The 25,719-nt window shown below is 47.0% G+C and carries 19 protein-coding genes and 1 CRISPR repeat array; of the genes, 7 read left to right on the forward strand and 12 right to left on the reverse strand.

Translation table 11 applies throughout. The features are described 5' to 3' along the window. Positions 1-333: 333 nt before the first annotated feature. The 3 genes from QUB06_RS17180 to QUB06_RS17190 form a co-directional block, all read right to left on the reverse strand. Positions 334-1,269: an isoaspartyl peptidase/L-asparaginase gene (locus tag QUB06_RS17180; protein WP_333436289.1), complete on the reverse strand. Its 936-nt coding sequence runs from the start codon at positions 1,267-1,269 to the stop codon at positions 334-336. A 76-nt stretch (positions 1,270-1,345) separates the two neighbouring features. Further along, complete coding sequence (locus tag QUB06_RS17185) at positions 1,346-1,501, reverse strand: DUF2256 domain-containing protein (RefSeq protein WP_332959674.1); 156 nt, start codon at positions 1,499-1,501, stop codon at positions 1,346-1,348. A 171-nt stretch (positions 1,502-1,672) separates the two neighbouring features. Continuing rightward, the gene (locus QUB06_RS17190; protein ID WP_333436340.1) at positions 1,673-1,858 is read right to left on the reverse strand and encodes a hypothetical protein; all 186 of its coding nucleotides are present in this window, start codon (positions 1,856-1,858) and stop codon (positions 1,673-1,675) included. Here QUB06_RS17190 and QUB06_RS17195 point away from each other — a divergent pair. The 3 genes from QUB06_RS17195 (at position 1,773) to QUB06_RS17205 (ending at position 4,913) form a co-directional block, all read left to right on the forward strand. Further along, entirely contained in the window at positions 1,773-2,561 is a 789-nt protein-coding gene (locus QUB06_RS17195) for an RNA methyltransferase (protein WP_333436290.1), read from the forward strand. The two genes, QUB06_RS17190 and QUB06_RS17195, sit on opposite strands and share 86 nt — an antisense overlap. A gap of 298 nt (positions 2,562-2,859) precedes the next feature. Next, a complete protein-coding gene (locus QUB06_RS17200) occupies positions 2,860-4,446 on the forward strand; it encodes a serine hydrolase (RefSeq protein WP_333436291.1) in 1,587 nt (528 codons plus the stop codon). A gap of 65 nt (positions 4,447-4,511) precedes the next feature. Beyond that, complete coding sequence (locus QUB06_RS17205; RefSeq protein WP_333436292.1) at positions 4,512-4,913, forward strand: hypothetical protein; 402 nt, start codon at positions 4,512-4,514, stop codon at positions 4,911-4,913. 133 nt (positions 4,914-5,046) lie between these two features. After that, positions 5,047-6,549: a CRISPR direct-repeat array (repeat unit 37 nt; unit sequence GTTTCAATCCCTGATAGGGGTTTAGGTTGATTCCGGC). Between the two features lie 270 nt (positions 6,550-6,819). Here the strand turns inward: QUB06_RS17205 and obgE are convergent. Next, positions 6,820-7,860, reverse strand: coding sequence for a GTPase ObgE (obgE, locus tag QUB06_RS17210; protein WP_333436293.1), 1,041 nt, complete (start codon positions 7,858-7,860; stop codon positions 6,820-6,822). Positions 7,861-8,349: 489 nt separating this feature from the next. Here obgE and QUB06_RS17215 point away from each other — a divergent pair, with 489 nt between their 5' ends. After that, the gene (locus QUB06_RS17215) at positions 8,350-9,540 is read left to right on the forward strand and encodes a transposase (protein ID WP_333436294.1); all 1,191 of its coding nucleotides are present in this window, start codon (positions 8,350-8,352) and stop codon (positions 9,538-9,540) included. Positions 9,541-9,915: 375 nt separating this feature from the next. Here the strand turns inward: QUB06_RS17215 and QUB06_RS17220 are convergent, their stop codons facing one another. The 3 genes from QUB06_RS17220 to QUB06_RS17230 all read right to left on the reverse strand — a co-directional run bounded on the left by QUB06_RS17220 (position 9,916) and on the right by QUB06_RS17230 (position 13,024). Next, entirely contained in the window at positions 9,916-10,812 is an 897-nt protein-coding gene (locus QUB06_RS17220; RefSeq protein ID WP_333436295.1) for a Mo-dependent nitrogenase C-terminal domain-containing protein, read from the reverse strand. A 417-nt stretch (positions 10,813-11,229) separates the two neighbouring features. Beyond that, entirely contained in the window at positions 11,230-12,162 is a 933-nt protein-coding gene (locus QUB06_RS17225; protein ID WP_445251392.1) for a class I SAM-dependent methyltransferase, read from the reverse strand. Positions 12,163-12,712: 550 nt separating this feature from the next. Further along, positions 12,713-13,024 carry a 30S ribosomal protein PSRP-3 gene (locus tag QUB06_RS17230; RefSeq protein ID WP_278187374.1) on the reverse strand — a complete coding sequence of 104 codons (312 nt, stop codon included), beginning with the start codon at positions 13,022-13,024 and terminating at the stop codon, positions 12,713-12,715. 177 nt (positions 13,025-13,201) lie between these two features. Between QUB06_RS17230 and QUB06_RS17235 the strand changes: the two genes are divergently transcribed. Beyond that, positions 13,202-13,990, forward strand: a complete 789-nt coding sequence (locus QUB06_RS17235) for a TIGR01548 family HAD-type hydrolase (protein ID WP_333436297.1) — start codon at positions 13,202-13,204, stop codon at positions 13,988-13,990. 277 nt (positions 13,991-14,267) lie between these two features. After that, positions 14,268-14,504: a hypothetical protein gene (locus tag QUB06_RS17240; RefSeq protein WP_333143511.1), complete on the forward strand. Its 237-nt coding sequence runs from the start codon at positions 14,268-14,270 to the stop codon at positions 14,502-14,504. A 327-nt stretch (positions 14,505-14,831) separates the two neighbouring features. On the opposite strand, the gene QUB06_RS17245 is transcribed toward QUB06_RS17240, so the two are convergent. After that, positions 14,832-15,650: a tetratricopeptide repeat protein gene (locus tag QUB06_RS17245; protein ID WP_333436298.1), complete on the reverse strand. Its 819-nt coding sequence runs from the start codon at positions 15,648-15,650 to the stop codon at positions 14,832-14,834. Between the two features lie 530 nt (positions 15,651-16,180). On the opposite strand from QUB06_RS17245, the gene QUB06_RS17250 reads away from it, so the two are divergent. After that, positions 16,181-16,927, forward strand: coding sequence for a cobalt-precorrin-6A reductase (locus QUB06_RS17250; protein ID WP_333436299.1), 747 nt, complete (start codon positions 16,181-16,183; stop codon positions 16,925-16,927). Positions 16,928-17,267: 340 nt separating this feature from the next. Here the strand turns inward: QUB06_RS17250 and QUB06_RS17255 are convergent, their stop codons facing one another. From QUB06_RS17255 to hpsA, 4 genes are all read right to left on the reverse strand, one after another. Then, complete coding sequence (locus QUB06_RS17255) at positions 17,268-17,891, reverse strand: GspH/FimT family pseudopilin (RefSeq protein ID WP_333436300.1); 624 nt, start codon at positions 17,889-17,891, stop codon at positions 17,268-17,270. A gap of 58 nt (positions 17,892-17,949) precedes the next feature. Next, entirely contained in the window at positions 17,950-18,990 is a 1,041-nt protein-coding gene (hpsC, locus tag QUB06_RS17260) for a hormogonium polysaccharide secretion pseudopilin HpsC (protein WP_333436301.1), read from the reverse strand. A 64-nt stretch (positions 18,991-19,054) separates the two neighbouring features. After that, on the reverse strand, positions 19,055-19,711 hold the full coding sequence (hpsB, locus tag QUB06_RS17265; protein WP_333436302.1) for a hormogonium polysaccharide secretion pseudopilin HpsB: 657 nt from the start codon (positions 19,709-19,711) through the stop codon (positions 19,055-19,057). A 45-nt stretch (positions 19,712-19,756) separates the two neighbouring features. Beyond that, on the reverse strand, positions 19,757-24,946 hold the full coding sequence (gene hpsA / locus QUB06_RS17270; protein ID WP_333436303.1) for a hormogonium polysaccharide biosynthesis protein HpsA: 5,190 nt from the start codon (positions 24,944-24,946) through the stop codon (positions 19,757-19,759). Positions 24,947-25,719 lie beyond the last annotated feature (773 nt).

The raw sequence follows: 25,719 nt of genomic DNA on the forward strand, positions 1-25,719 counted from the left end.
GTCCTGTGGTAACACAGGCATCGACTCTAATTGTAGGAGAGATGGTAGGGGACACTCTGCCATCGACTCTCTAACTGCACCGTCCGTGCTTGTTGACTGTTGACTGTTGACTGATGACTGTTGACTAATGACTGATGACTAATGACTAATGACTGATGACTGATGACTAATGACTGATGACTAATGACTAATGACTAATGACTAATGACTGATGACTAATGACTAATGACTGATGACTGTCGGATTTGATATCAAACTAACGCCGATCGAGATACCCGACTTGTTCAAAAAGTCGGGTATCTGAACCACATACTGACAATTTCGAGATCCCTTTTAAGCAATAAAAATCAGCGTTCCCTTGCTCATTTCCAAAGTATCGCCCATTTGCATACCATTGTGAAAAGCACCCAAAATCACCTCGCTAGTTTTGCCGAAAGCGATCGCCCCGCTAGCATCAATTCCAATTGCGCCAAAATCCCGTTGACGTTCGTCAGCTTCAGCAAAAGAACGCTCAAAAGCAGCTTTTAAACTCAAACCGTCCGTTACCCGAATCACAATTCGCGCGGCCAAACACTCGTCCATAATGTGTTCGCCAATCCCCGTACAGCTTACCGCCGCACTTTGGGCCGCGTAATTACCCGCCGGCATCGCCGAGTCGCTAACCCGCCCAATCCGCTCAAAACCCTTGCCGCCAGTGGAAGTCCCAGCAGCCAAGCGTCCGTGAACATCCAAAGCTACGACTCCGATCGTCCCAACACCGGCCGGTTCTGCCACCACGTCCGCCATTGCTTTGCTAAAATTGCCTTGGCGTTCCTGCATCCACTCGTGCAAGCGCAAATCCGTCATCGGATCGTAAATCGGCAAGTGAAGTTCTCGCAGCAATTCCGCCGAACCAAAATCAGAGAGAACCCGATCGTCCGAAGCCTGCAAAAATTTAGCAAGTTCGATCGGATTTTGAACGCGAGAAACATTAATCGCCCCGCTGAAACGCTGCATCAAACCGTCCATCAGCGAAGCACTCATCCGAATTTGACCGTCCGACTGCACCACAGAACCAGTACCGGCATTGAATCGCGGGTCATCTTCCAGCAATTGGCAGCCCCGCACCACTGCATCTACGGCACTTGCACCGTCTTTCAGCAGCGGATAAACTTCCTCCAAAACATCGTAAAGCGATTTCCGCACCGCCTCAATTCCGCCTTTACTGTGTAGAGAACTGCCCGCACCGCCGTGAATAACTAGCTTTGGTTGCACTTGTTGCGATGCCATAATTTATAACCTAATAAAGTAAGTAAAATTTTTCCTTTGCAATCTTAGCTTCGATCGAGCAACTTCCCCTAAATTCTTAATCTTGAGCCGCCGAACGGCGGCGACGACAGCGTTCGGAGCAGTATTTGACCTCATCCCAGCAGTCCGCCCATTTTTTGCGCCAAGTAAAAGGTCGATCGCACACCGGGCACATTTTTGTCGGTAAATCAGATTTCGATCGCTGCTTGGCCATGCTAATTTGAACAGTAGATTACTAACTCACATCTTGTACCATTTTCAGGAACAGGCTTTCGGACCTGTTCCACTCATAGTTTAATTTGTTGTCGAACAGGCCCGAAAGTCTGTTGCTAAGGAAATAATTTGCTTGTGGAACTGACATTCTTGATTGCTGAAACCCTTGCTATTATTGCCTCTTCCTTCTTCCTTCTTCCTTCTTCCTTCTTCCTTCTTCCTTCTTCCTTCTTCCTTCTTCCTTCTTCCTTCTTCCTTCTTCCCAAATAAAAATGCTCGAAACGGCCGACGCCAACATCCGAATAGTCTTAGTCGAACCTGCTGGCCCATTGAATGTCGGTTCTGTTGCCCGCGTCATGAAAAATATGGGTTTGCACCAATTAGTTTTGGTAAATCCTCAATGCGATTATTTAGGGGAAGAAGCCCGACTGATGGCTGTTCGCGCCGCCGACATATTGGAAACGGCTAAAGTAGTCGAGAGTTTGCCCGCTGCTTTGGTTGGGTGTGTCAGAGCGATCGCAACTACAGGGGATGATTGTCGATCGTTGCCAACACAACTAGAAGAACCCGCAGATGCCTTGCCTTGGCTCCTAGAAGCCCCCAGCGCCCTAATTTTCGGCCGAGAAGACTGCGGCTTAACCAATGCCGAATTAAACCGCGCTCAACGCCTGATCCGCATTCCCAGCAGCGATGCCTACACTTCCCTAAATCTCGCCCAAGCCGTCGCTATCTGCTGCTACGAACTATACAAGTCAGTTGTCAGTTGTCAGTTGTCAGTTGTCAGTGGCCAGAAGGAATCGGCTCCCTTGGAAAATTTAGAGGGATATTACCAGCAACTAGAAACGCTGTTACTCAAAATAGGATATTTGCAGCCGCACACAGCAGCAAGTCGGATGGAAAAATTTCGGCGTTTGTACAACAGGGCTTATCCGACAGTGGATGAAGTCGCCATGCTGCGGGGCGTCCTCCGCCAAACAGAATGGGCAATCAAAAGTTACCCACGAGAGACAAATTCTGATACTCTGGATAGGGCGTTACCGGAAAATCCAACGGATAGCTAGCAGAAATGCTGATAATTGGGGATGTGAGATCGAGTATTTTTTTCAAAGAGAACTTTTCTGCACCCACTTGTCACCTTCATAACAGTGTTTCTTGACTAAAAACCTAAGCTTTGCGATAATTTGCGAGCAATAAACCCGGTTGCTGATACCATGCAGCGTCTGGGGCAAATCTAAAATCTAAAATCTAAAATCTAAAATTGATTGGCTGGCAAGCTGAAAAATCTTAAACTTGAACTTTACATTAGTGATGAAGGAGTAAGACGTGGCAGAGCGGTTTCCCAAAGGATCGATATTATCGGTGATATCCTCGATATCCTCTCCCAACTCCGGCTCAAAGCAGCCTAAGTCCGGCAAAGCAAGTCAGTCTGGCAACTCCGGCCGCCGCCGCCCTCCGCAACCGCAAAACGGCAATTCAGAAATTCGATCGCCCGAACCTGCGACTTTGCCACCGCAACAAAGCCGCGGCAGCAGAATTGGAGCTAATTCTCCCACATCTTCGGAAGAATTTACTACACAAGACTTTTTATCCGATCCTCGATCGGCAATTAACCCCAGAAAACCCAGAACCAGCAAAACTCCGCAGTCGAAGACTCGCCAACCCCGCAAAAAAGGCCTCGCTGCTGTCGATATGTTCGAGTTTCCAGACCCGACTCTGGAGCGGGAAAATGTGAGTTCGATCGCCAGCAATCCCAACAGCCAGAGCCCAATAGCCACTCCCCCTACCACCCGTGGAAGTCGTCCCAGTTCACCCCCAGTTCGCATTCCAGACACCGTAATCCCCCCAGATGCCAAAAAACCCCCCGTGCCTAAACCGCGCCCACAAGCGAGCCAGAGGCAGGGTAAACGACCAGCATCTGCGAGCGTGCCGCCGTTGGTGTATGCTACTCGCTTGCTGATTTTGGGAGTTGGGATAGCGGTGATTTGCGGTACGCTGCTGTCGGTGGTAAATGCTGTGAGTCGAGCATCCACTGTAGCGGCAGAAGAACAAACCACCGCAGGGCAGAACAACCCAGCCGATAGCGCATCTGCGGCACCTGCAGCCCCAGAAGTGCTGCAACTGAATCAAGAATTAGGAGCTTTGAAAACGCAAGTTCAGGTTTTAGCAACAGAAAATCCTAGTTTGACAGCCGGAATATTTCTAGTCGATTTAGATACTGGAAGCTACCTAAATTTTAATGGGGATACTGCTGTTGCTTCAGCTAGCACGATTAAAGTGCCAATTTTAGTAGCTTTTTTCCAAGCAGTAGATGAAGGCAAAGTGCAGTTAGATCAGATGCTGACCCTGAAGTCGGAACACATTGTAGGCGGTTCTGGGGATATGCAAGACGACTCTCCGGGTAAGAAGTATTCGGCTTTGGAAGTTGCCCAAAAGATGATTGTTGTCAGCGACAATACGGCGACAAATATGATGATTGAGTTGTTGGGAGGTGCTGAGGTTTTAAATCAGCAGTTTGCCAATTGGGGTTTGAGTACCACGGTTCTGCGTAATAATTTGCCAGATTTGGAGGGAACTAATACTACCAGTCCGAAGGATTTGATTAATATCATAGCCCAGATCGATCGGGGTAATGTGGTATCGGTGAAATCGCGCGATCGCATTTTGCAAATCATGCGCCAAACTAGAAATGATTCTTTACTGCCGAAAGGTTTAGGCGAAGGTTCAGTTATTGCTCACAAAACCGGCAACATTGACACAATGCTTGCGGATGCGGGGATGGTGGATTTGCCGAACGGTAAGCGTTATTTGGTGGCGGTGATGGTGAAGCATTCGCCAGAAACCGAAAAGCCTGCTCAAACATTAATTCGGGATATTTCTCGGATGAGTTACCGCTATTTGTACGGTGGGGAAACGCCCGCAGATTCAAAAGTGAAAATTAAAGATTGAAAATTCAACCGGGTTTTTTCGGACAAGTCTCGTAGAGTTTATCAAACTATAAATCAGTTTGTATTATGAAACTAAGCATCCGCCTTGCTTGTCTGGTAGCGCTCTCAACTTTAGCCGTTGGAATCTCCCCCACCTTGAGTAATGCTAATCCTGCTCCTGAATATGAGACCGACGGCGTGACAGTGATTAACAATAATATCGAACTCAATCGGGCAAAAAACTTAGCCCGTCAAGCAGCAGAAAGGGCTAATGGGGGTTTAGGCAACTATCGAGCTGAAGCTTCTATGCACGGTACTTCTAAGGAATCGCCTTTTGTAGACAATGGCGATGGAACTTGGACTTTTACTTTTAAGGGTTCCAAGCCGGGTTCGTCTGTCTATACTGTAGAAACGGTTGTTACGGTTTCCCAAGATGGCCGAATCAGAGTTGATTACAACGGGCCAATTCGTGACTCAAACGGAATTTAACGATACTTGCGACTTACTCATCGGTGCTCAGAAACCGGGTTTTTCAAGAAATACTTTGTTACAGCCCCAGAAACCGTAAAAAACCCGGTTTCTTGGTGTTGATGCGTTCAGGACTTCCTGAATACTTCCGAAAGTTTCAATCCCTGATAGGGGTTTAGGTTGATGTCGGCAAGGATATTTGGGGATGTTTTTTGAACGGTTACAACCGGGTTTCAATCCCTGATAGGGGTTTAGGTTGATTTCGGCCGGGAGAATAAGGGCAGTTGAGCAATCCTGCGACGTTTTCGATGTTTCAATCCCTGATAGGGGTTTAGGTTGATTCCGGCTGCAATGTTGTCGCCGATTTGTCGAATCCTTGGGCGTTTCAATCCCTGATAGGGGTTTAGGTTGATTCCGGCAAAAAATAAAAGAATCATCTCATTCACATAGCGGATACGTTTCAATCCCTGATAGGGGTTTAGGTTGATTTCGGCATGGACTAATTGAATGCGATGGCGCTTCCATTCCTGTTTCAATCCCTGATAGGGGTTTAGGTTGATTTCGGCATGGCTTTTGCTCATCAGCACACATTTCAAGGGCTGTTTCAATCCCTGATAGGGGTTTAGGTTGATTTCGGCCTACTACCCCAAAGTATAAGCTGGTAGGCTAAGTTTCAATCCCTGATAGGGGTTTAGGTGGATTTCGGCTCCAGAAAATATTGGACAAGGGGCCAGAGATTCGCTGTTTCAATCCCTGATAGGGGTTTAGGTTGATTCCGGCGGAAGAAAGCGATCGCGGGTGCCATGATCGCCGAGTTTCAATCCCTGATAGGGGTTTAGGTTGATTCCGGCGTGGTGGCCAGATTGCTGGCACTGGTACTATCTAAAGCGGCCCGGTTTCAATCCCTGATAGGGGTTTAGGTTGATTCCGGCTTTGATCAGTGCGTCGGTGTTGTTGGCGTGTGGCGAAGTTTCAATCCCTGATAGGGGTTTAGGTTGATTCCGGCTGTAGCAGGTTCAATGCCACGAGATTGCACTTCTGTGTTTCAATCCCTGATAGGGGTTTAGGTTGATTCCGGCTTGAATGTCTTTGCCTGCCACTGTTGGGTTGTTGATGTTTCAATCCCTGATAGGGGTTTAGGTTGATTCCGGCATATTGTTCGCCTGTCACGTAGGTGGACTACCGACGTTTCAATCCCTGATAGGGGTTTAGGTTGATTCCGGCAAATTTAATAGTTACCTTGATTTGTTTGAATTTGTTTCAATCCCTGATAGGGGTTTAGGTTGATTCCGGCTAATCCTCACGCCAAGGAAGAGGATAAGTTTGTGGGTTTCAATCCCTGATAGGGGTTTAGGTTGATTCCGGCATGCTGGTCAACTAGAATTCGCTCGGAAAGTTCGTTTCAATCCCTGATAGGGGTTTAGGTTGATTCCGGCGCGACACAATTAGGGCAGGGAAACTTTGCGTCAATGCGTTTCAATCCCTGATAGGGGTTTAGGTTGATTCCGGCCCGCCTCTAATCCATGCAGTACCAGTAGTAATGTTTCAATCCCTGATAGGGGTTTAGGTTGATTCCGGCGTTCCCGCGCCGTGGCTCGCTGGTATTCTGTGCCGTCTGCTGTTTCAATCCCTGATAGGGGTTTAGGTTGATTCCGGCCGATCGCTCCAGAAGCATTACAGTATTTAGTTTTCAAGGTACAGTTCCGTTAAGCATCTACAAAATATCATTTCAGCCACCGCCCTGTCAAGAGACAAAATTTTCAACAACCATCAAAGCTATACACAGCAATAATTTCAGCGTTTCCGTGAACCGTTTTTTTCAGCATAGAGGCTCAAACCCTTGCCGCACAAGCCATACAGCCGAAAGATTTGACCCCCTCAAAAAAACACCTACCCATTCACGGAAATTCCAGGAACCAGAAAGCGATTAAACACTCGCGACTGCTAACAGTTGGGCCGCCTCTTTTTCGTTCATCTCGTCGAGTTTCTGCCAAACTTGCTGCATTAATTCATCCAATCCAACTCTACTAACGGCAGAAATCAACAAAACAGGAGCGCCGCTAATTTCTTTAATTCGGCTGATTAAATTACCGATTTCTTCGCTTTCGAGGTCGATCGCATCTACCTTATTAAAAGCCAAAATCTGCGGTTTATCGGCTAAACCACGCCTGTAAGCCTTTAATTCTTCCTGAATTGTGACGTAATTGGCGATCGGATCTTCATCCGTAATATCGATCAAATGCAGCAGCAACCGAGTTCGTTCGATGTGCCGCAAAAACTCGTAACCCAAACCAGCGCCTTCGTGAGCCCCCTCAATTAATCCCGGAATATCTGCAAAAACAGTACCGTCGCCGGTCGGTTTTCTGACTACGCCCAAATTCGGGACTAAAGTTGTAAACGGATAATCTGCTATCTTGGGGCGGGCGGCAGACAAAGCAGAAATTAAGGTGGATTTGCCAGCATTCGGCATCCCCAGAATTCCGACTTCAGCTAATAGCTTCAATTCCAAACGCAAAAATTTGTGTTCTCCTTCTTTTCCCGGCATCGCATAATCTGGAGCGCGGTTAGAATTAGTCAGAAAACACTTATTCCCCAAACCGCCTTTGCCGCCTTTGGCTACGCAAAAAGTCTGTCCGGGCGTTACTAAATCTGCTAAGATTGCCTGAGTTTCCGCGTCGTAAACCACTGTACCGCAGGGAACTTCGATCGTGCGATCGTCCCCGGAAGCCCCAGTCATATTCTTCGGCGCGCCCCGCTTCCCGTCTTCGGCTTTAAAAATCCGGTTGTACTGAAAATCCAGCAGCGTTTGCAGGCTTTCCACCGCCACCATAAACACAGAACCGCCCCGCCCGCCGGTGCCGCCACTCGGCCCGCCCGCCGGTACATACTTTTCTCTGCGAAAAGCTACCATACCGTCGCCGCCTTTGCCGGCTGCGACTTGAATATCTGCTCGATCGATAAATTGCATAATTTAGTCAGTTGTCAATTGTCAGTTGTCAATTGTCAGTTGTCAGTTGTCAGTTGTCAATTGTCAATTGTCATTGGTCAGTAGTTATTATGATACCAGATCCAAGTACCATATTTCTCTTTTTCTTTAGTCCGGGTTGGCAGACGACAGCCAAGTTTAGTCGCGACTTACAGTTGCCCGATAATTATAATTATACCAATGTTTAAAAGTAGTTCAGAGCGAGAGATTGTACGCGAGCATTTGTAGGGAAACGGCATTGCCGTTTCCGGCTCCTAAATCGGCGATTTTTAATAATTTGTATAAGCTTGAGGATAGTACCAAGACTTTTATAGAAAACAAGCTAAAAACCCTGTGACTTCAGTCCAGGGATGAAAGCTCGCGGGAGACTTTAGTCTCCCAGTCAGCTTCCTGCTTCATCATTGTAAACTTTCATTAACTTGCTAAGGATTTTATGTCAGACGGTATAACATAAGAACAGGAGGTAAAGCCATGCTAGTTTTTGAGTTCAAAGCTTACGGAAAAAAGAATCAGTACAACGCAGTAGACGAAGCAATTCGTACCGCCCAATTTGTCCGCAATAGCTGTTTGCGGTATTGGATGGACAACAAAAAAGTGGGTCGGTACGACTTAAATAAATACTGCGCTGTGCTGGCTCGCGACTTTCCGTTTGCCGACGAACTCAATTCTCAAGCAAGACAATCGAGTGCAGAACGAGCATGGTCTGCGATCTCCCGATTCTACGACAACTGCAAGAAGAATGTACCGGGCAAAAAAGGATATCCGCAGTTCGTGAGAGATTGTCGTTCTGTCGAATACAAAACGACGGGTTGGAAGTTAGCCGACGATCGCAAATCCATCAATTTTACCGACAAGAAAGGGATTGGGCGATTAAAGCTAAAAGGCACACGCGACTTGCACTTCTACCAAATCAGTCAAATAAAAAGGGTGAGATTGGTAAAACGTGCTGATGGCGTATACGTCCAATTCTGTGTGGATGTCGATAGAAAGGAAAACACAGAACCGAATGGTACTACGATTGGATTAGATGTGGGATTGAAGGAATATTACACCGACTCGAACGGAACTACGGTGGAAAATCCGAGGTTTCTAAGAAAAGGTGAGAAAGTTCTCAAACGATCCCAGCGTCGCGTATCCAGAAAAGTTAAAGGTTCAAACAACAGGGGCAAAGCTAGGCAGATTCTAGGCAAACGCCACCTCAAAATAAGTAGACAGCGCAAAGACCATGCAATAAAACTTGCAAGGTGCGTAATCTCATCAAACGATGTAGTCGTCTACGAAGATTTGAGGCTCAAAAACATGGTGAAAAATCATTGCTTAGCTAAGTCTATTAACGATGCTTCTTGGTATCAATTCCGTGTTTGGCTTGAATACTTCGGAAAAGTGTTTGAGAAAATCACGGTAGCGGTAAATCCGCAATATACCAGCCAAGAATGCTCTAGCTGCGGTGCAATTGTAAAGAAATCGCTATCTACAAGAACGCACGTTTGTAAGTGCGGTTGTGTTTTAGATCGCGATGAAAACGCCGCTAGAAACATCCTTAGTCGAGGATTGGGTACGGTAGGGCATACCGGAACCTTTGGTCTTGAGCCAAACAACGCTTTAGGAGAGTTGACCTCTACTTTGACTGGAGAAATCCTGTCTCAGCAAGTCGGTTCGTAGATTAAAGAATCTCCGTGCGTTCACGCCGGAGAGTGTCAATGAAGTAGTATTATCAAAGCAGATTTTATCTTAGCAAGACTTACCGACAAAAACTGAAAAAACCGGGTTTTTCTACTGGTTTTTTCTACTGGCGGGGATGGGTGTAACGATGTTTTGTCCTAGAAAAACCCGGTTTTTGCATTTTGGACTAATTAGTAGTCATTGGTTAATAGTTACACTCATTAATCCAATATTTCACAAGAAGGACAACTAACTACTGACAACTAACTACTGACAACTAACTACTGACAACTAACAACTGCCCACTGACAACTGACAACTGACAACTGACAACTGACAACTGACAACTGCCCACTGACAACTGCCTACTGACTACTAACAATAGGACGATACATCTTCCTTACATTCATCTGCCAAATAGCAGAGAGCTCGAAAGCGCATCCCGACTAACTGTTCGTAAAGCGGGTTAATCTGGCACATCGCCGGAATGTGGACGATTTTGCGACCAAATAACACGACATCTCGCTCAAACGGACACTGGGGCGGAATAATTTTACAGACAAAGTGTGCCACTTTGGGGTCGTGAATTTCCCAGCCGTCAAGCCAGTCTTTGACGGGTTGCAGGACATCTTTGTGGTGAGGTTTAGGTAGCCGAGATGAAAGGGGTGTTCCGGCGACGGGGGCGACATTCGCATCAAAGACGATTTGGCTGCTGGGCCCCTGCGGATCATCGCACTTGCTCTCTTCGATGGTGTGTCGCAGAGCTTCGATCGCCTCTACATTGTGCCCCAAAGCTGTGCAAAACTTAGAGATTACCTCGTCTTCGCTGAGCGAGTATGTACCGTCTGCCAAAGCTACCATGACTGCTGTCCTCAAAAAATCCTCGCCTTTGGCGGTGTCTTTCCCTAACACAGCGACTAATTCCTCTGCGGTAATGGGTTCAAAACCCGCCTCAAAAGATACCGGATGTAGTTCATCCTGAGTTAGATTCGCAATCATTTTTTGCTCGTATTCGTCAAAGTTGCCGTCTGCCCAAGCAATTGTCAGCAATCCGCGCAGCCAAGCAGTAATCTCTTCATTGGTGCAGGAAGATTTAGCGTTACTCATTAGCATTTCCATTTGGATATACCAGTCAAGTTGGTCGTTTACAGCGGGCTCAATATTCCCCTCCCAATAATTTTTACTGGTTTTTTGGTCGATGGATGATCTATTTGTGGAAGGTTGGTGCCCGAAGATTGCTCCAAACGCTTGTAGTGGATGTGTTAAAAGCATATTTGTTTCTCAGCAGCATCGCTGACTAGCGAGCTAATCTATTGGCTAATCCTATTCCGTAAAAAGTCATCTATCGGGAGGAATAGGTTTGTTGAATTCATCTTAACTCTAGTTGCACCCATCGAGATGACGATCGAATTTTATTCAAGCCCGATACCCCTTAGCAACCCAATTTTTCGCAAGAAATAAAAGGTTGGCAAGCGTTAAATCTAATCAGGCACTGGGTTTGTCTCCCAGGGGCGATCGAACTTCGCTCTGTTTACATTTTAATATATATTTTTGTAAATTTTTATGTGCAGGATGCACAATATTAACAGCGAGTTGGCTTTAAGCTGTTGAAATAAAAATATATGAGGAAACAGTTACCGCCTGTCAACGGGTGTGATTGCTGTGTCCGTTTATAAATGACAGATTTTTTTAACTTCGGCGACACAAAATCCAGCGCAATTCCATTGGCGGGCGTCCGTTTGCCATCGGGAAGACATCTCGACCGGTCGCCCAACTGGGAAACCAGGGCGTCGGTGGCCAAGCTTCTTCCGGCAGGTGGTGGCGTTCGTACTCAAACACCAATTCGTTGGATATTGGGACTAAGGGCAATCCTTCCATTGCGGTGGCGAGTTCTTGGGGTGTAAATAAAGTAGACCAGGAGAGTTGGGCAACTTGTCGCACGAGGGCATCGGGCTGGTAGTCGCCGACTGTTAAAAACGTGCTGAACAGCAACAGACCTCCGGGAGACAGGGAATCGCACATTTTAGCGAGGAAAAGCCGTACTTGATCGCTGTCTCGAAAATGTGAGATGACTTCGGCGGCAACAGCCAACTGGTAGCGGGCAGGTTTCATCCGCATTAAGGGGTCGAGCACATCGCCTTCAGTCACTGTGACGGGAAGGTTTTCGGCTGTTACAGCAGCTTTCAATTGTTCTGCAAAAGCCGGAGTTAGTTCGATCGCATCTACAGAATAGCCCAATCTCGCCAGCGGCAAGGTATTGCGGCCGGTACCAGCCCCCACGTCCAAAATCCGCACTCGATCGGGTGTGCCCAATTTAGCAGCCGTTGCCATCAATTTTGCGTCTGGATGAGAACCGAAAAGCGGAGGTTCTCTGGTGTCTACCCAGCTTTTGTATTGTTCTCCAACTGTTGAGGTAGTAACAATCACTTTGCAGGCTAAACCGGTTTGCGGCGGCTGCACTGATTCGTATTGCAGGATCAGCATCGATGCTGTGGAGGTGCGGTAGCCTTGTTCTAACTTGGTGGCTAAAAGCTTGCTGAGTTCGTCTCTGCGGTCTTCGGGCAGGGGTCTGTCGAGAGTGCTAAATAGATTTTCTATTGCCTTGAGATAGTGGCTTAGCATTCCCGGTACGCAGGGGAAAATTAATTCTCCGCGAGCGTTTACGCGGGTATTAATTTTGTAGAGGATAGCTTGCTGGAGAATGTCGGGATTTACTACCAGCGGTAGCTGTTCGGTCTGGTTGATTGTACTTTCGGCGCCCATAAATTCCGCGAAGAAGTCATTAGTTATTAGTTATTAGTCATTAGTCATTAGTCATTAGTCATTAGTCATAGGGAAGTCCTTTGAGAGCTGACTGTACAATTTAAAAGTATAAAAAAGCCGATTTTAGATTTCTTTGGTTTTGTTGCTTAGTATTTTTAAGATTTTAGAGAAGGCGATTTTAGAACTTTATTTTGCATAAATTTCCAATTTCTAATCTCAAATCGACCAAGCCCAAAACCCGATTAGGTCTGAAAATCGGAGTTAGTATCAATAGAATCTGTAGCGAATTCAAATTTTATCTTTCACGTCGAGGCGGAAAAAGCGTCAAATCTTCTCGCCTTCTCCCCTCTCTCCTTCCCCTCGTCAGCCATAACAGGCAATGTATATGGGTAGCAACTAAAAGCTGGGCTTAGTTGCTGCCGGTAAAAGTCACTTGGGGGAACCTTGACTGAGCTTCAGTCATCGGGCGCCGTCTGCCTTCCTCTTGCCAGTAGTTGATTACTTCTGTGGCTTGGTTGAGGATTTCGACGCGATCGTTGTCAGCAATCCAGTGTTTGGCTTCGAGTTCGTTTTTGAGGTCTTCCCACGCATCTTTGCGAGGCCAGAAAAAGTAGGATGTCAGCGGGCTAGTTCCTTTGCCGACAACTTGGTCAACGGCGAGGGCAACATTCTCTTCTAGCCAGAGAACTTTTAAGATGAACTTGGACAAGCAAACCTCCAGGGTTCCGATCGAACTTGTTAAAAATTTCTACAATCGCTAAGCGTAGCACACTCTGTTCGATAATTGGTCATCGGCCATGAAAAGTTTTGTGGCGCGGCTGGTTTTAGCGCCACTCAGGGGCTGGGAACAGATAAAATTTGGGTTCTCACGCGCCCTAGGTACAAGGATGGTTAAGCTGTGAACAGAGTTATTTTAGTCTTCGACATTGACGGTGTGGTGCGGGATGTGTCCGGTTCTTATCGGCGGGCGATCGCGGATGCGGTGGAACATTTCACGGCGGGTGCTTTTCGCCCGAATTCTCTCGATATCGACTCTCTGAAGTCTGAGGGAGTGTGGAATAATGACTGGCAGGCGTCTTTCGAGTTAGTTTGCCGTTATTTTGAGGGGATTGGACGATCGAGAAACGAACTCGCTCTCAACTATGAGGAATTAGTGGCTTTCTTCCAAAGTCGCTATCGCGGGCCTGACGAGGAAAATTGGACTGGTTACATTTGTACCGAACCGCTGTTGTTAAGTCCGGCTTACCTGGAAAATTTAACTGTTGGGGGGATTGTTTGGGGCTTTTTTAGCGGGGCGATGCGGGATGAAGCTGCTTATGTTTTGTCAGGGAAACTGAGTTTAAATTCCCCGGTGTTGGTGGCGATGGAAGATGCACCGGGAAAACCCGATCCGGCTGGACTTTTCGCGGCAATTGAACAGTTGGAAACTCTGCACGGTTTAGAAAAAAATTTGCCGGTGATTTACGCGGGAGATACTGTTGCGGATATTTACACGGTTGTGAAGGCGCGGGAAGTGCAACCAAATCGCGTTTGGCTGGGGGCTGGTATTTTGCCGCCTCATGTTTTGGATGATGCTGGGCGCTGCGAGGCTTATGCTGCGGGGCTGGAAAATGCGGGTGCTGCAGCGGTTTTTAGGAATGTTGAGGAGTTGACGGCTGCGCGGATTTGGGAATTAGTCAGTTGTTAGTTGTTAGTTGTCAGTTGTTAGTTGTCAGTTGTCAGTTGTTAGTTGTCAGTTGTCAGTTGTCAGTTGTTAGTTGTCAGTTGTCAGTTGTCAGTTAACTAATAATCAATAACCAATGACAAACAAATGTAAGTTTGTTAAATAATTTTGCACCTTATCCTCTTGACAAGTAAATGTAGTTTTGTTACATTTATTTGTCAATTTTTGCATCGTTGAGTTGACAATATCTGCTGCGGCGGCTTAGTACAGAGTAGAGGTCAATCTCTAGGAGAATGCAACTATGTTAGTTTCGCGATCGACTGATAAACAACCTACGCTGGAAGAAACTCGGCAACTAGAAAAGCTCCAAGCCCAAATCGAGCGAGCTGTTGCTAACGGCAAGATATCTAAGCAAGAAATGGAAGACATTAAGAGAGCGATTTGTGCAGACGGAAAAGTTACTGTGGAAGAACTGGAACTATACAGAATCTTGGTGACAGATAGGATTGTTGCTGGAGATGTGGAATACGAGTTTTGATAAGAGAATTAAACGGAGGAAACTGATTTAAGGGATGAATATTGAGGAAAGAAGAAACCTGCAAGAAGAGTTTGAATTGTTCTTCAATAGTTTGTTTTCTGCTATAGCGATTCTAAATAAATTGTGTAATTTTTGTAGGGGCAAACCCCCCGTGGTTGCCCCGATCCGTGGGGGGTAGGCACGGGGCACTACCCCTACATATTTTTACAACTGATTTAGGATTGCTATAGCTTCTGGTGACATTTGGCACTTTTTTGGATCATCCCTGTTAGGAAAAATACCCCACAATCATGGGGATGCTCGCAATTTTTTATTGGCGTTGTGAGATTATTTCAAGTGCAAGAATTTGTCTAATGCACTGACTGCAAGTGGCGGCCAGCGGCGGGTATTGGCAACCCAATCGAGGTCTTTGTAGCGGGAGTCGAGGCCGATGGCTGCTACCCAATTGCTCTCAGCTTCGCCGCGATTTCCTGTTTCCCAAAGACAGGCGCTGAGGGCGGCTCTCATGTCGGCAAATTGGGGGTATCTGCGGACGATGTTTTTCATGTTGCGAATTGCTTCTTTGGTTTGCCCGTTTTGATAAAGTGCGAGGGCGTGGTTGGCGCGGGCAAAGGCGTATTCGGGGGCTAATTCAAAGGCTTTGCTGTAGTCGGCTATTGCTTGTTCCCATTTTCCTAAACCTGCTTCGGCGTTGCCTCGGTTGTTGTAGGCGGCTGGATCTTGGGAGTCTAATTCTAGTACATGATTGTAGTCGGCGATCGCCTCTTCCCAGCGTCCTAAACCTTCTAGGGCGGTGCCGCGGTTTAGGTAGGGATCGGGGGCGTCGGGTGCTAGCTCGATCGCTCTTTCGTAGTCTGAAATAGCGGCTTGTAGTTTGTTTTGGCTGACTCTAGAGTTGCCTCGGTTGCTCCAAGCGGCGGCTTCTGAGGGAAATTTGTCAATTATTTGAGTCCAAAAAGTTTCAGCGGCGGGAAATTTGCCTTCATTTGTAGCTTCAAAAGCTTTTTGAATGAGTTCTCCTAATTCCTGTTGAGGATCGGTGATATCTGTTGGTTGTACTTGTGCGGCAACGGGGGCGATATTTCCCAACCACACTAACCCGGTTACAATTAATACTGTAAAAAATGTCAAAAATGAGCGAATCATTGTTGTTGGCAGTTTAAGCTTTACTAAGCATATTATTAACCCAAATTGCGGGCGTTGGTTAGAAGATGTTTGAAAAATCTCGGCGACTTAAGTCGCAGCTACACAGACAAAACCTGCCTCCGCAGGTTCTAAAACCCTGGATTTTCTTTAGTCCGCGTAGGCGGACTTTGGTTGTGTAGTTGCGGTTTTAACCGCCAGTTTGTGTAGTCGGTAAGGATAATTTGGTGAAAAAACGGCGACTTAAGTCGCAGCTACACAGACAAAACCTGCCTCCGCAGGTTCTAAAACCCTGGATTTTCTTTAGTCCGCGTAGGCGGACTTTGGTTGTGTAGTTGCGGTTTTAACCGCCAGTTTGTGTAGTCGCTAAGGGTAATTTGGTGAAAAAACGGCGACTTAAGTCGCAGCTACACAGACAAAACCTGCCTCCGCAGGTTCTAAAACCCTGGATTTTCTTTAGTCCGCGTAGGCGGACTTTGGTTGTGTAGTTGCGGTTTTAACCGCCAGTTTGTGTAGTTGGTAAGGATAATTTGGTGAAAAAACGGTTGCTAATTTTGGGGGGGACGGGGGATGCTGCTGAACTGGCGGTAAGAGCGTCTCAAATTGATGATATAGAGGTGGTTTCTTCGCTGGCAGGACGCACTCAACAGCCTTTTACCCCAAAAATGGGTACGGTGCGAATTGGGGGGTTTGGTGGGGCGGCTGGGCTGACCCAGTTTTTGCTCGATCGCCCGATCGACTTGTTAATTGATGCTACTCATCCGTTTGCGGCTCAGATTTCTGCTAATGCTGCTGTTGCTGCTGCTGAGTGTAATGTGCCTTATTTGATGCTGGTGCGTCCTGCTTGGGAGAGGGTGGAGGGCGATCGCTGGATTGAAGTTGCGGGCCACTCGGAGGCTGCAAAAGCTTTATTAGGGGAGTCTCAGCGGGTGTTTCTGACTATTGGTAGGCAGGAATTGGCTGCTTTTGCTGGTTTGGATGCTATTTGGTTTTTGATGCGGGCGATCGATCCTCCGGCACTCAATACTCCTATTCCTAATGGTAAGTTGTTATTAGCAAGGGGGCCTTTTTCTTTGGAAGATGAGCGCCAATTACTATTAGAATATCAGATTGATACAATTGTTAGTAAAAACAGCGGGGGCGGTGCTACTTATGCGAAAATTGTTGCGGCTAGGGAACTGGGAATTCCGGTGGTGATGGTGCAGCGGCCGCCGATTGCGGATGTTGAAAAAGTTGCTGATGTTGCAGGGGCGATCGCTTGGTTAGTTAAGCAGTTATGATATCAAATTCGTTAGCATCGGAATAGTAAATTCGAGTTCACTGTTGACGGTTGACGGTTGACTGTTCATTGTCAACCGTCAACCGTCAACATCATTCCGGTGTTACCGGAAATGATATTAGTAGGGTTTCAAACATCGGCCAGGTTATGTTTTTGAGTTAATAGTTGGTTTCCTGGCTGGATGATTATTTGTTTTAGTTCTAGCGGCCTATTTTGACGGTTTTCATTAGATTTGAAATATAAAATAATTTAAGTTAATGTTTTTTAGCAATTCAGAACTTATGCGGAATTGCTGTTAGAGATTAAGATTCAATTTATTGAAAGCTATTAGGGAGGCTCAGTTAGTTACATTGTGTTCCTTCAGCAGTTCTCATTCCTCCTATGATAGTTTCCACGATCGCACACTGCTTAGCACCACCGCGAGATGGAGCAACTGTGACCACAAATCGTGCGTTGGTAATTGTAGGATTTGTACTGGGAGGCAATTTTTTTACATTGCCCTGATAGTCAAAAACGATCGAATGTACAGGAACACCAGTATCAACAGGAGTCGCTGCATTAGTTGAAAGTACAATAGTGCCCCGTTTGATTTCACCTCCACCATTTAACGTCTGGGTACTACCACCTGTGGCTACTGGCGGGTTAAACGTAACTGTTGGCGGATCGACAGATGGGGCAGAAAATGTAATAGTGATATCGCGCTTAGTTCGCCTTGCTTCGCTTTGTGCAAGTCGTAATGATTGCAAAACGCGATCGTTCACAGTGCGAACTCTTTGTCTGTTGATGAATACCTCCCAGCTTGGAGCGGCGATCGAGCTTAATATACCTATGATTAACGCTATCACCAGCACTTCTAGAAGGGTGAAGCCTCCATCATCTTTTCTGGATGCAGTTTTGTTGAAATTAGGGCTGGGCTTGGCAGCCGAGTTATGCAAAAGTTTTAATAATATTGGTGGGGTTTTCATGGTATTATCCTATTGTTTATCGACGGGACGCGATTCGGAAATGTGTTTCAGAAATCAGTTATTTTCCTAACCCACCTAAACCTTGTACTTGCACAGTTGCTGTTGGGAAATATGCCGATTTATTGGCATCATAATCAGCATCGGTTTGAAGGCGGCGGAGGCTGTTTCCTCGGATCGTAACTCTGGCTATATTTTTAGATGTATCAACACAAGCGTAAAAGCTGTGGCTTGAGGCGTCTGTTATTAGTAAATCGTTTGCATTGAATGTTGCTGGTGGTGGTGGAGGTGTTACGGCAAGAAGATATTGACACTGAGATCCGGTTGGTATTGGAACATTAGTGCTACTGTGGTGGATGTAATTAACCAATACTTCAGGAGCGGGAAAATTGGCTCCCATCGTCACATTTACTGTGGGCTTACTAAAGTCAAAGTCTTTATTAAAAGCCTCACTGCCTTTTTGACCATCACTTAAATCGGCCGCATCGTAATAAGGTTGTGTGGCATCTATTGAGTAGGGATTTCTAACTGGCTCCCTAATTTCATAGCGAGCAATACGGGTAGGACAATTGCCTCCTGAAGGCTGACACCAAGTAGAGTTAGGAGCAGTATCTCTAATCTGGTAGTAGGCAACTAATGATAGTACATAAGTGTCGTTGCACTCACTACCGTTAGCTGGGCAAGCCCTTGGTGTTTTCGTACTAACAGCCGAATTAATAGGAACAGCATTTTTAATTAGCTGTCGTTTCCAGAAGACTAGAATTGGAGTACCTGTGGTATTTGCAGGAGAAGGAGGAAGTTGAGTCGTGGGGTTAATAGCAGTGATGCCTGCCTGATCGTAAATATAAATAGCTTGACTCAAATCTTGGGAGATGAAATCAACGGCGGCCTGAATGTCTTGCTCGGTATTTGACTTGACTTGTTCCCTCCTGTCGGTATTCAGCATATCTACTACAAAACCCAGCATCGGCGTAATGATTAAAAACGCCATAATTGCTCCGACTAATAGCTCGACCAGAGTCATGCCCTTTTCTGTTTGAGCTGGGCCGGAGCGGTTTCGCTGGTGCTGACTTTTGAGAAGCAACCTGAGTAAAGTTTTCATTTTGACTGTTTCCTTTGCCAAATGGGGGGAGCGATTTTAAAGTTAATAACAGGGACTTTGAGGATTACTGACAGCCTGTGGGGCCATTGATGCGAGTACACAAACTGTTGTAAGCACCTTGTCGATCGCTAGCGCCTATTTCTGTTCTCATTTCTACCAAAGGCGCTCGGAGATTTCCCAGCCCTGCGGTAGTAGTTCCTTGCTGTGCTTGTAAATCATTCTGAGTTTTTAGTGCTCCGACGCCACTAGCAAAAGAATTAGCCCTGTAAACACGAACAATTAAGCTGTAGCCTGTTTTTGCCGGATTTGTTGTAGCGGGTAAGTTGTTAAAATAGTAGCCCTGAACTACAAGGTCTTCATTGCTGTCAGCCTGACAGAGTGGAACGCTATCTTTGTCTATGCAGAAAAGATTGTTGATGTTGCCTGGAGCAGCGGTTTTCTCTAACTCTTTGCCGGTTGTGGACGGAGCAGGAAACCCCGGAATAGGGCCTCCTTGTTTGAGCGCCTCAGACCTGAGCGCCTCAATATAGGTTTTGGCGGCTTGAGTTGCCATTTCTATTCGTTTGGCTTGGACGCGAGTTGCTACTGAGAAAGCCATCACAGGAGCGATCGCAATCATCAGCACCGACACTACAATCATCGCTACCAATGACTCGATAATCGTGTAGCCGGCTTCTTGAGACTTATGTAAACTACTTTGTGGCTGTTGGTGTTTGAACATAGTAAGCACTCCGCATTTGGAACTCAGGAATTTGAGGGTTTAAGGTTAGGAAAGGTCAGGACAGTCTGTTCTTGGTTTTTTTGTAGCGCTGTCATTTGCAGCATACTTATTAGAGAGTGTGCGATCATTTTGCAATTTTTCAGCGCACAACAAAGCTTTTACCCAATCATCATCGCGGCTGATTTCTCTGAAGTATTCGTCAGGGGTTTTCTGAGAAGCAGGGAGAGTGAATTTTTGGGCGAACAAGTCAGGGGGCTGTGAAAGCAAACCTACATCAAATCCCCATTCCCGATCGGGTGGTACGAAATAGCCGATCTTACCACCATTGGTTTCGATTTTGTAAGGGGGAGAGGGGTAGGTTGTGTCGTAGTCAAATAGCTTGGCCTTGAATAGAGAACCAGGAGCAGTATCAATAACAGATACGTAGGGAGCAGTGGCGTAAGAACTGCGCTTGAATTGGATAAACGAACCTGCGATCGTGTTAGTTAGGCCTTTCCAATTTTCCATAAAGCGCGGTAAGTTTTGCATACCACCATTCGTGTCGCCCAGGGTGGCAGAGAGGGCCCGTGAAGGAACGTCATTGGAGGCGACTATGAGGTTAAACTCAGTCGTTCGTGCTTTTTGTACCCATCGCGTTGTTTCGGCGCCTGGGGTTGTGCTATCCATTGCCTGAATCTGCAAAGCAGGTCTTAGCTGTGGCTGCTCAACTGTATTAGCCACTCCGCCAGTACCTGGTGGTAATTTGGCGTAAAACAGAGGGTTGGTACTGGCATAGTTCATTCCTCCTGTGGGAGTGGTTGAAGTGGTGGTTGTCGCATACCAAAGAGAATTTGCTACCGATGTAGGCGTCGTACCAGAGGCTGTAGTTATGGAAGTTCCGCCCTCCACAGGGACAGAAGATGATGGCGCACCACCATAGAAAGCTACTGCGGTACCATTAATTCCCAGTGCCACAGGGATACTGCCATTAAAAACCAGCCTGTTTGCCTTATTAGTACCTGTGATGTGTCGCACAAAAGCTACGCGACGGGGATATCGTCTATCTGCAGGATCGATCGCTGGTTTAGCTGTTGTACCTGACAAAAGTTGACCGACAGGTGTATTTGCTGGGACACTGCTTGCTTTTTCTCTTTGATCATTAGGAGTAGATGGATCAAATTCCCCAAGAGTACCAGTATCAATACCAACCACCCAGTCATTAGGCTCGCAAGCGGAAACAGGCAACTTCCGGCAGATTTCCATTACATATTCGGGAAAATTAATCCGTCGTTGAACTGGCGTAACGAAATTGTTGAAGTATGAACTGTTAGGAGCAGCACCTGTGGTACCGCTGTAGTTTGTGCTTGTTGGTGTAACGGTAGTTCCTGGTACGCTTTGCCCGAACTTTTCTTGGTTTGTAATGTCAAAAGCAGCACCGCTACTTAAACCGTTAGTGACGTAGTTGTTAGCACCGAAACCGTTAATTCTGCGAGCGGCTTTAGCGGTTACATCGGTCTCTTTAACAGTCGTATCGGTCTTATTCCCATTGCCATTGAGGTCAAAGTCGAAGGTAACTTCACTAACTGTTGGATCAGTAGTAAGTATATTCCTATTCCCATTGAAGTCATAGCCCACGATCGCGGTACCTGCATTATTTCTCAGGTCAAAATCTCCGTGATTGCGGACACCGTACCGGAAGCCTTCCTGTAAATTAGCTGACACCGGCTCAGAAAGTAGGGTAATCGCATCCGAGAGCACTGTTGCTGCTCGCCAATTATCGCTGCCAGAGCATTTGCCAGGGTATCGAGGATCGCCGAGGCGACAAGCAAAATTGGGATTCAGGGCTGTGCGACCGTAGAAAGTGCTAGGAGTCCAATCAAAAGCAGTTGCAACACCTGAACCAAATTCTCTGTGGGTGTGTTTGTTAAATTCGCCTTGGATGTACACCGGCAAGTTAGAAGTCAACAGCAAACCCTTCTCTTTGAGTACGTCTGTCACCGTGCTTACAGTTGTTGGACGACCCAAGCTAGATCCGTTAATCAGCATAATTCCGTGGGGGCGGCGGCTGGGGTCTAGCCGAGAATCTGTTGAGCTGCTTAGCTGGCTGCGGGTTGTATCAATGCCAGTGCCCAGACTATTGGGAGTACGATCGCTGCGATCGGGTGCTGCATCGTCACGGCTGGCGTAAATTAGGCCGCTGTAAGGCAGCATATACTCTGGGTTCAGGGCGTTGATCTTGGGTAATCGGTTGTAGGCGATCGAATTTTTCTTCCGGAGTTTATCAATATCTAATTGCGTGACTCGGATTTCTAGGGGTTGTCTTTCTGATAGCGGAAGGTCGTAATTTCCTGTTAGCTTGGCGCTCTGAGCGACACCACCCAAAGGACTGCTGAGGCTATAAGTCTCGTCCACCGCAGTAGCTGGGTCGTCCTTGTCGATCGCCTTAACTTCCCTAGGATTGAGAAAAGCAACTTCCCGAATTGTCCCGTGGTCGAGATCGTCAGTGTTGGGAGCAAGGCTGCCATCCAAAATTCCTAAAGAGCAAAGAGTAGAGTCGATCGCAGCTTTTTCCGACAAGCTGCGATCCGCATCAACCTTCTGCAAAGCCTTCCTTAAGTTCTCGTTGACAAACCTACCGTCGGGGAAAACGATACTGGCTTGATAATTCAAGCGTTGATCTGTTGTTCCTGCAGCCAGCGACACCAGACTCGATGCGTCTGTCTGGAGAGCGGCCGTCAAAATTGCACCGGCCGGTCTCGCTGGGGGAGGGCCGTAGACGATGCCGTTGTTGGATTTACCATTTGCGTTGCTTCCTGATGGCAAACCTGGACGGTTGAGAGTCGAATCAAATAGAGTTCCACCCTTGCTGTATCGGTAGCTGGGATCGTAATAGCTGCTGACACAAGCCAGCGGGGTATCAGCTAATTTAGCATTTTGATCGCTTGGGTTGTCTGCATAGTGATAGATTGCACTTGCGCGCATCCGCAAATCGCCCTTAGCATACTTGGGAGTCCTGGGGTCAATGGTTCCGGTTAAGTTTGACCCCAGAGTTGTGGGCAAAGCGTTCCAAGCCGTCGCCGGCAAATCCTCCCAGCCAGTACCAGCAGGATTATTGTTATAAACTTTAGAATTCGGGCCCGGTGACATCGGCATGGAGTCGGGCCAAACAACGGGGAACTTTTCTACAGCAGTAGTTGCCGGGTCGTCGTAGAAATCCGATACTGCACCACCAACCGGGTTTAAGACTTTAGGAGGTGGCAGAAAAGAGTTTGTGCGCTCGTAAACGCCTGCACCCGTAATTACCCGCAATCCGCCAATGCCATCAACTGCTGTTTTAGGTGCTTGGGCCGCACTCTTTTCCCAGAAGCCGTCCCTCTCTGCTCCCCCTACATCAGCGAACTGCTTCACTTGGGGTTCTCGGTAGCGTTGGCCCCCATCCAGCCAATTAACTCCTGTTAATGTGTCTCTTCCTTCCTCACCTTCACCCACAAATTTGGGAGGGTTCAAATCGGTTCTCCACCTCAGTGCTGGTAGATTGTTCCCTACTACTATGCGATCGCCTAACTCGGATTCTTTATTATCTTGCTCTACCTTTTCGGGGCTGTTGGCTTGCAGCCTGACACTTGCTGTATCGAGTTTAGTGTTGGTGTCCAAAGGCATAACCCAGGCATCCACCGGTCGCAGTTCATCCCCTGTACCGACTAATGGAGATGCAGTCACCACTTTTGTTGTAGGGTTAACAAATCCAGCCAGTGCGTCTCCAGTGGCAGGCACTTCTGCAAACGGCACTTTCCGTGTCCGCAATCTAAAGTAAGATTCCAGATTCTCTCGGCGAATCTCGTTTTGACGATCGGCGCTGGGAGGAGTGGGGTCAGTTTCTTCTTGAACTTGTGTGGCAATGGCATTTTTAACTTCCTGGGGATCGGAAGCAGGGGCATTTTTTTCCTGTTCGGAAACTAACAGACCGATGCGATCGGAATAAGCCTTGTTATTGTACATGACCCCCAAAGCACCATCTTTGTAGGCTACCGATTGATTGGTGCCGCCTTTTATTGCTTTTGTGGTGACTGGATCGGTCGCCTCTGTCCCAAATAGATGAACCGCTATGTCTTTGCTAGTGTTGCCATCACTGCCCGACCAGCCGTTAACCACATTACCACTAACGACTATTTTGCTATTTTCTAGGTCGTAGAAACAAGATCCTTTGCTGCTAACGAGATAGAACGCCACCGGGCCTACATTCGTGTTGGTGACCATAAAGTTACTGTTAGTAAATATCCGTCCGTTCAGACGCAGCGCCGGGCCGGGAGATACTTCTAAATCATCTTCATAAACCACCGCATTATTTTGTAGTGGAATGCGTTTTTGGTCTTGTTGGTACTCCAAAGCTGAGAAACTTTGAGTTCCTTTAAATGTTTCGTAGTTGGCTGGTGAAGCGACTCCCGTAATATCATTTATCGGCACGTTGACTGTGTAAACAAAGAAGCTTTTTTTGAGTACGCCCTCTCCTTTGTACCAGTCCGTACTGCCTACCAAACTAGCGCTAGTACCTGTTGCTGCTTTGCAGATCGCGCTGATAGAACCTTGGCTTGCCATCGGAGGGGTTCGGGCTTCTAAAGCCTTTCTAGCTCTACTAAACTCTCCTGTGTCCTGATCTCGAGGTGGGCTGCGAAAATATATCCCGTATAAAGTGTAGGTATCAAATTTACCATTGTTGTCAGTATCTACAGGGAACCTCCAAGCGGTATTTATCCTCTCGCTTTGATTGATGTTAGTTATATCTGCAGGGGGAAGATTAATTGCATTTGAATTATCCAGATCAAACTTAATCTGTAGAACATCCTCATCTCCAAATTTAAAGCGATCCGAATCCATCGCTTGGTAAACGCTCAAGTCTGATGGTGTATCAAGTGTTCCGCTTCCTTGAGGGGATAAGGCATACTGAATTTTTGCTTTCGCCCGATCGAGCGCGGGAGTCGCGGCCGCCAGCACCTGCTGGTTCACGCGCACGTTACGCGCCGTATTAGCCCGATCGAACGATCGCAGCGTAATCGCCACTGTCAACAATATAACTACCAGCAACACCATCGTCACCGTCGGCAGCACAAACCCCGCCATCGGTAGTTTAGCCCTGCGGCCCATTGCCATCAGCGCTTGCAGCATTGCTCTCATCAGCCGCTTGGCCCCGGATCTGGTAACACCAGCAATCCGCCGCAGCAGGGATACGATAACTTTGGATAATTTGCTCTTAAACATTGACGCCTTCCTGAATAATTTCAGAGATGGTATTGCAGGTAGTTACTGCTCGACAGTACAATCCCATCTTTATTGTTCCCATTTTTTGCAACTTGCATATCAGCCTCTTGCACAAATTTAAATCTGTACCTTGGCTGAAAAATAAAACCCACAAACCCGCAACCAAAATCGCGGCCGATAATATATTTTTCCGCGAAAGATTTCCCCCGCAGGGATTAGATATTCCTTACTCCACTCTAATCTAGTTAAATTGAAATGTCAGTGGTCAGACCCAGAGTGAATTCGATCGCCCAAAAACAGTGATCCCGATCGTATCCGACGTATGGCCCAGCCCTTGTCTGGCAGGCTTTGTTGGTGTGTTCGCCTTGCTAGCGCTTTCAACCACCAGAATCTACAATCACGATCGGGCGATCGAGTGGTTAGGCTTGTCAGTGCGATCAAATCTAAATCGGGCGATCGAATTTTCGTTTTGGGTCAAAGTGCGATCTCAACTCTTGCACCATAGTCAATCTGCCTTTTAGGGGCGGGCAAGATGCCCACCCCACAAGAAAATTGAACTTTTGTGGAACAGGCATCTTGCCTGTTCTTCAAAATAGTGCAAGATGTCAGTGCGATCGAATTTTCGTTTTACGCCCCAACCCGCCGGGGGTTTTTAACCCCCGTCTCATAGCTAAAGTCCTCTTGCATAGGACTAATCAAATATTAAGATATTAGATAAATAAATACATCTTCAGTCCTTTTCAAAGGACTTGCGCTATGAGACGGGGGTTAAA

Origin of the sequence: Microcoleus sp. D2_18a_D3 (assembly GCF_036702455.1) — a bacterium.
Taxonomy (GTDB): domain Bacteria; phylum Cyanobacteriota; class Cyanobacteriia; order Cyanobacteriales; family Microcoleaceae; genus Microcoleus.

Excerpts from the sequence above, each read along its gene's own strand:
- QUB06_RS17180 (WP_333436289.1), bottom strand. The coding sequence starts at position 1,269 with ATGGCATCGCAACAAGTGCAACCAAAGCTAGTTATTCACGGCGGTGCG.
- QUB06_RS17185 (WP_332959674.1), bottom strand. The coding sequence starts at position 1,501 with ATGGCCAAGCAGCGATCGAAATCTGATTTACCGACAAAAATGTGCCCG.
- QUB06_RS17195 (WP_333436290.1), top strand. The coding sequence starts at position 1,773 with ATGCTCGAAACGGCCGACGCCAACATCCGAATAGTCTTAGTCGAACCT.
- QUB06_RS17190 (WP_333436340.1), bottom strand. The coding sequence starts at position 1,858 with ATGACGCGGGCAACAGAACCGACATTCAATGGGCCAGCAGGTTCGACT.
- QUB06_RS17205 (WP_333436292.1), top strand. The coding sequence starts at position 4,512 with ATGAAACTAAGCATCCGCCTTGCTTGTCTGGTAGCGCTCTCAACTTTA.
- obgE (WP_333436293.1), bottom strand. The coding sequence starts at position 7,860 with ATGCAATTTATCGATCGAGCAGATATTCAAGTCGCAGCCGGCAAAGGC.
- QUB06_RS17215 (WP_333436294.1), top strand. The coding sequence starts at position 8,350 with ATGCTAGTTTTTGAGTTCAAAGCTTACGGAAAAAAGAATCAGTACAAC.
- QUB06_RS17220 (WP_333436295.1), bottom strand. The coding sequence starts at position 10,812 with ATGCTTTTAACACATCCACTACAAGCGTTTGGAGCAATCTTCGGGCAC.
- QUB06_RS17225 (WP_445251392.1), bottom strand. The coding sequence starts at position 12,162 with ATGCTAAGCCACTATCTCAAGGCAATAGAAAATCTATTTAGCACTCTC.
- QUB06_RS17240 (WP_333143511.1), top strand. The coding sequence starts at position 14,268 with ATGTTAGTTTCGCGATCGACTGATAAACAACCTACGCTGGAAGAAACT.
- QUB06_RS17245 (WP_333436298.1), bottom strand. The coding sequence starts at position 15,650 with ATGATTCGCTCATTTTTGACATTTTTTACAGTATTAATTGTAACCGGG.
- QUB06_RS17255 (WP_333436300.1), bottom strand. The coding sequence starts at position 17,891 with ATGAAAACCCCACCAATATTATTAAAACTTTTGCATAACTCGGCTGCC.
- hpsC (WP_333436301.1), bottom strand. The coding sequence starts at position 18,990 with ATGAAAACTTTACTCAGGTTGCTTCTCAAAAGTCAGCACCAGCGAAAC.
- hpsB (WP_333436302.1), bottom strand. The coding sequence starts at position 19,711 with ATGTTCAAACACCAACAGCCACAAAGTAGTTTACATAAGTCTCAAGAA.
- hpsA (WP_333436303.1), bottom strand. The coding sequence starts at position 24,946 with ATGTTTAAGAGCAAATTATCCAAAGTTATCGTATCCCTGCTGCGGCGG.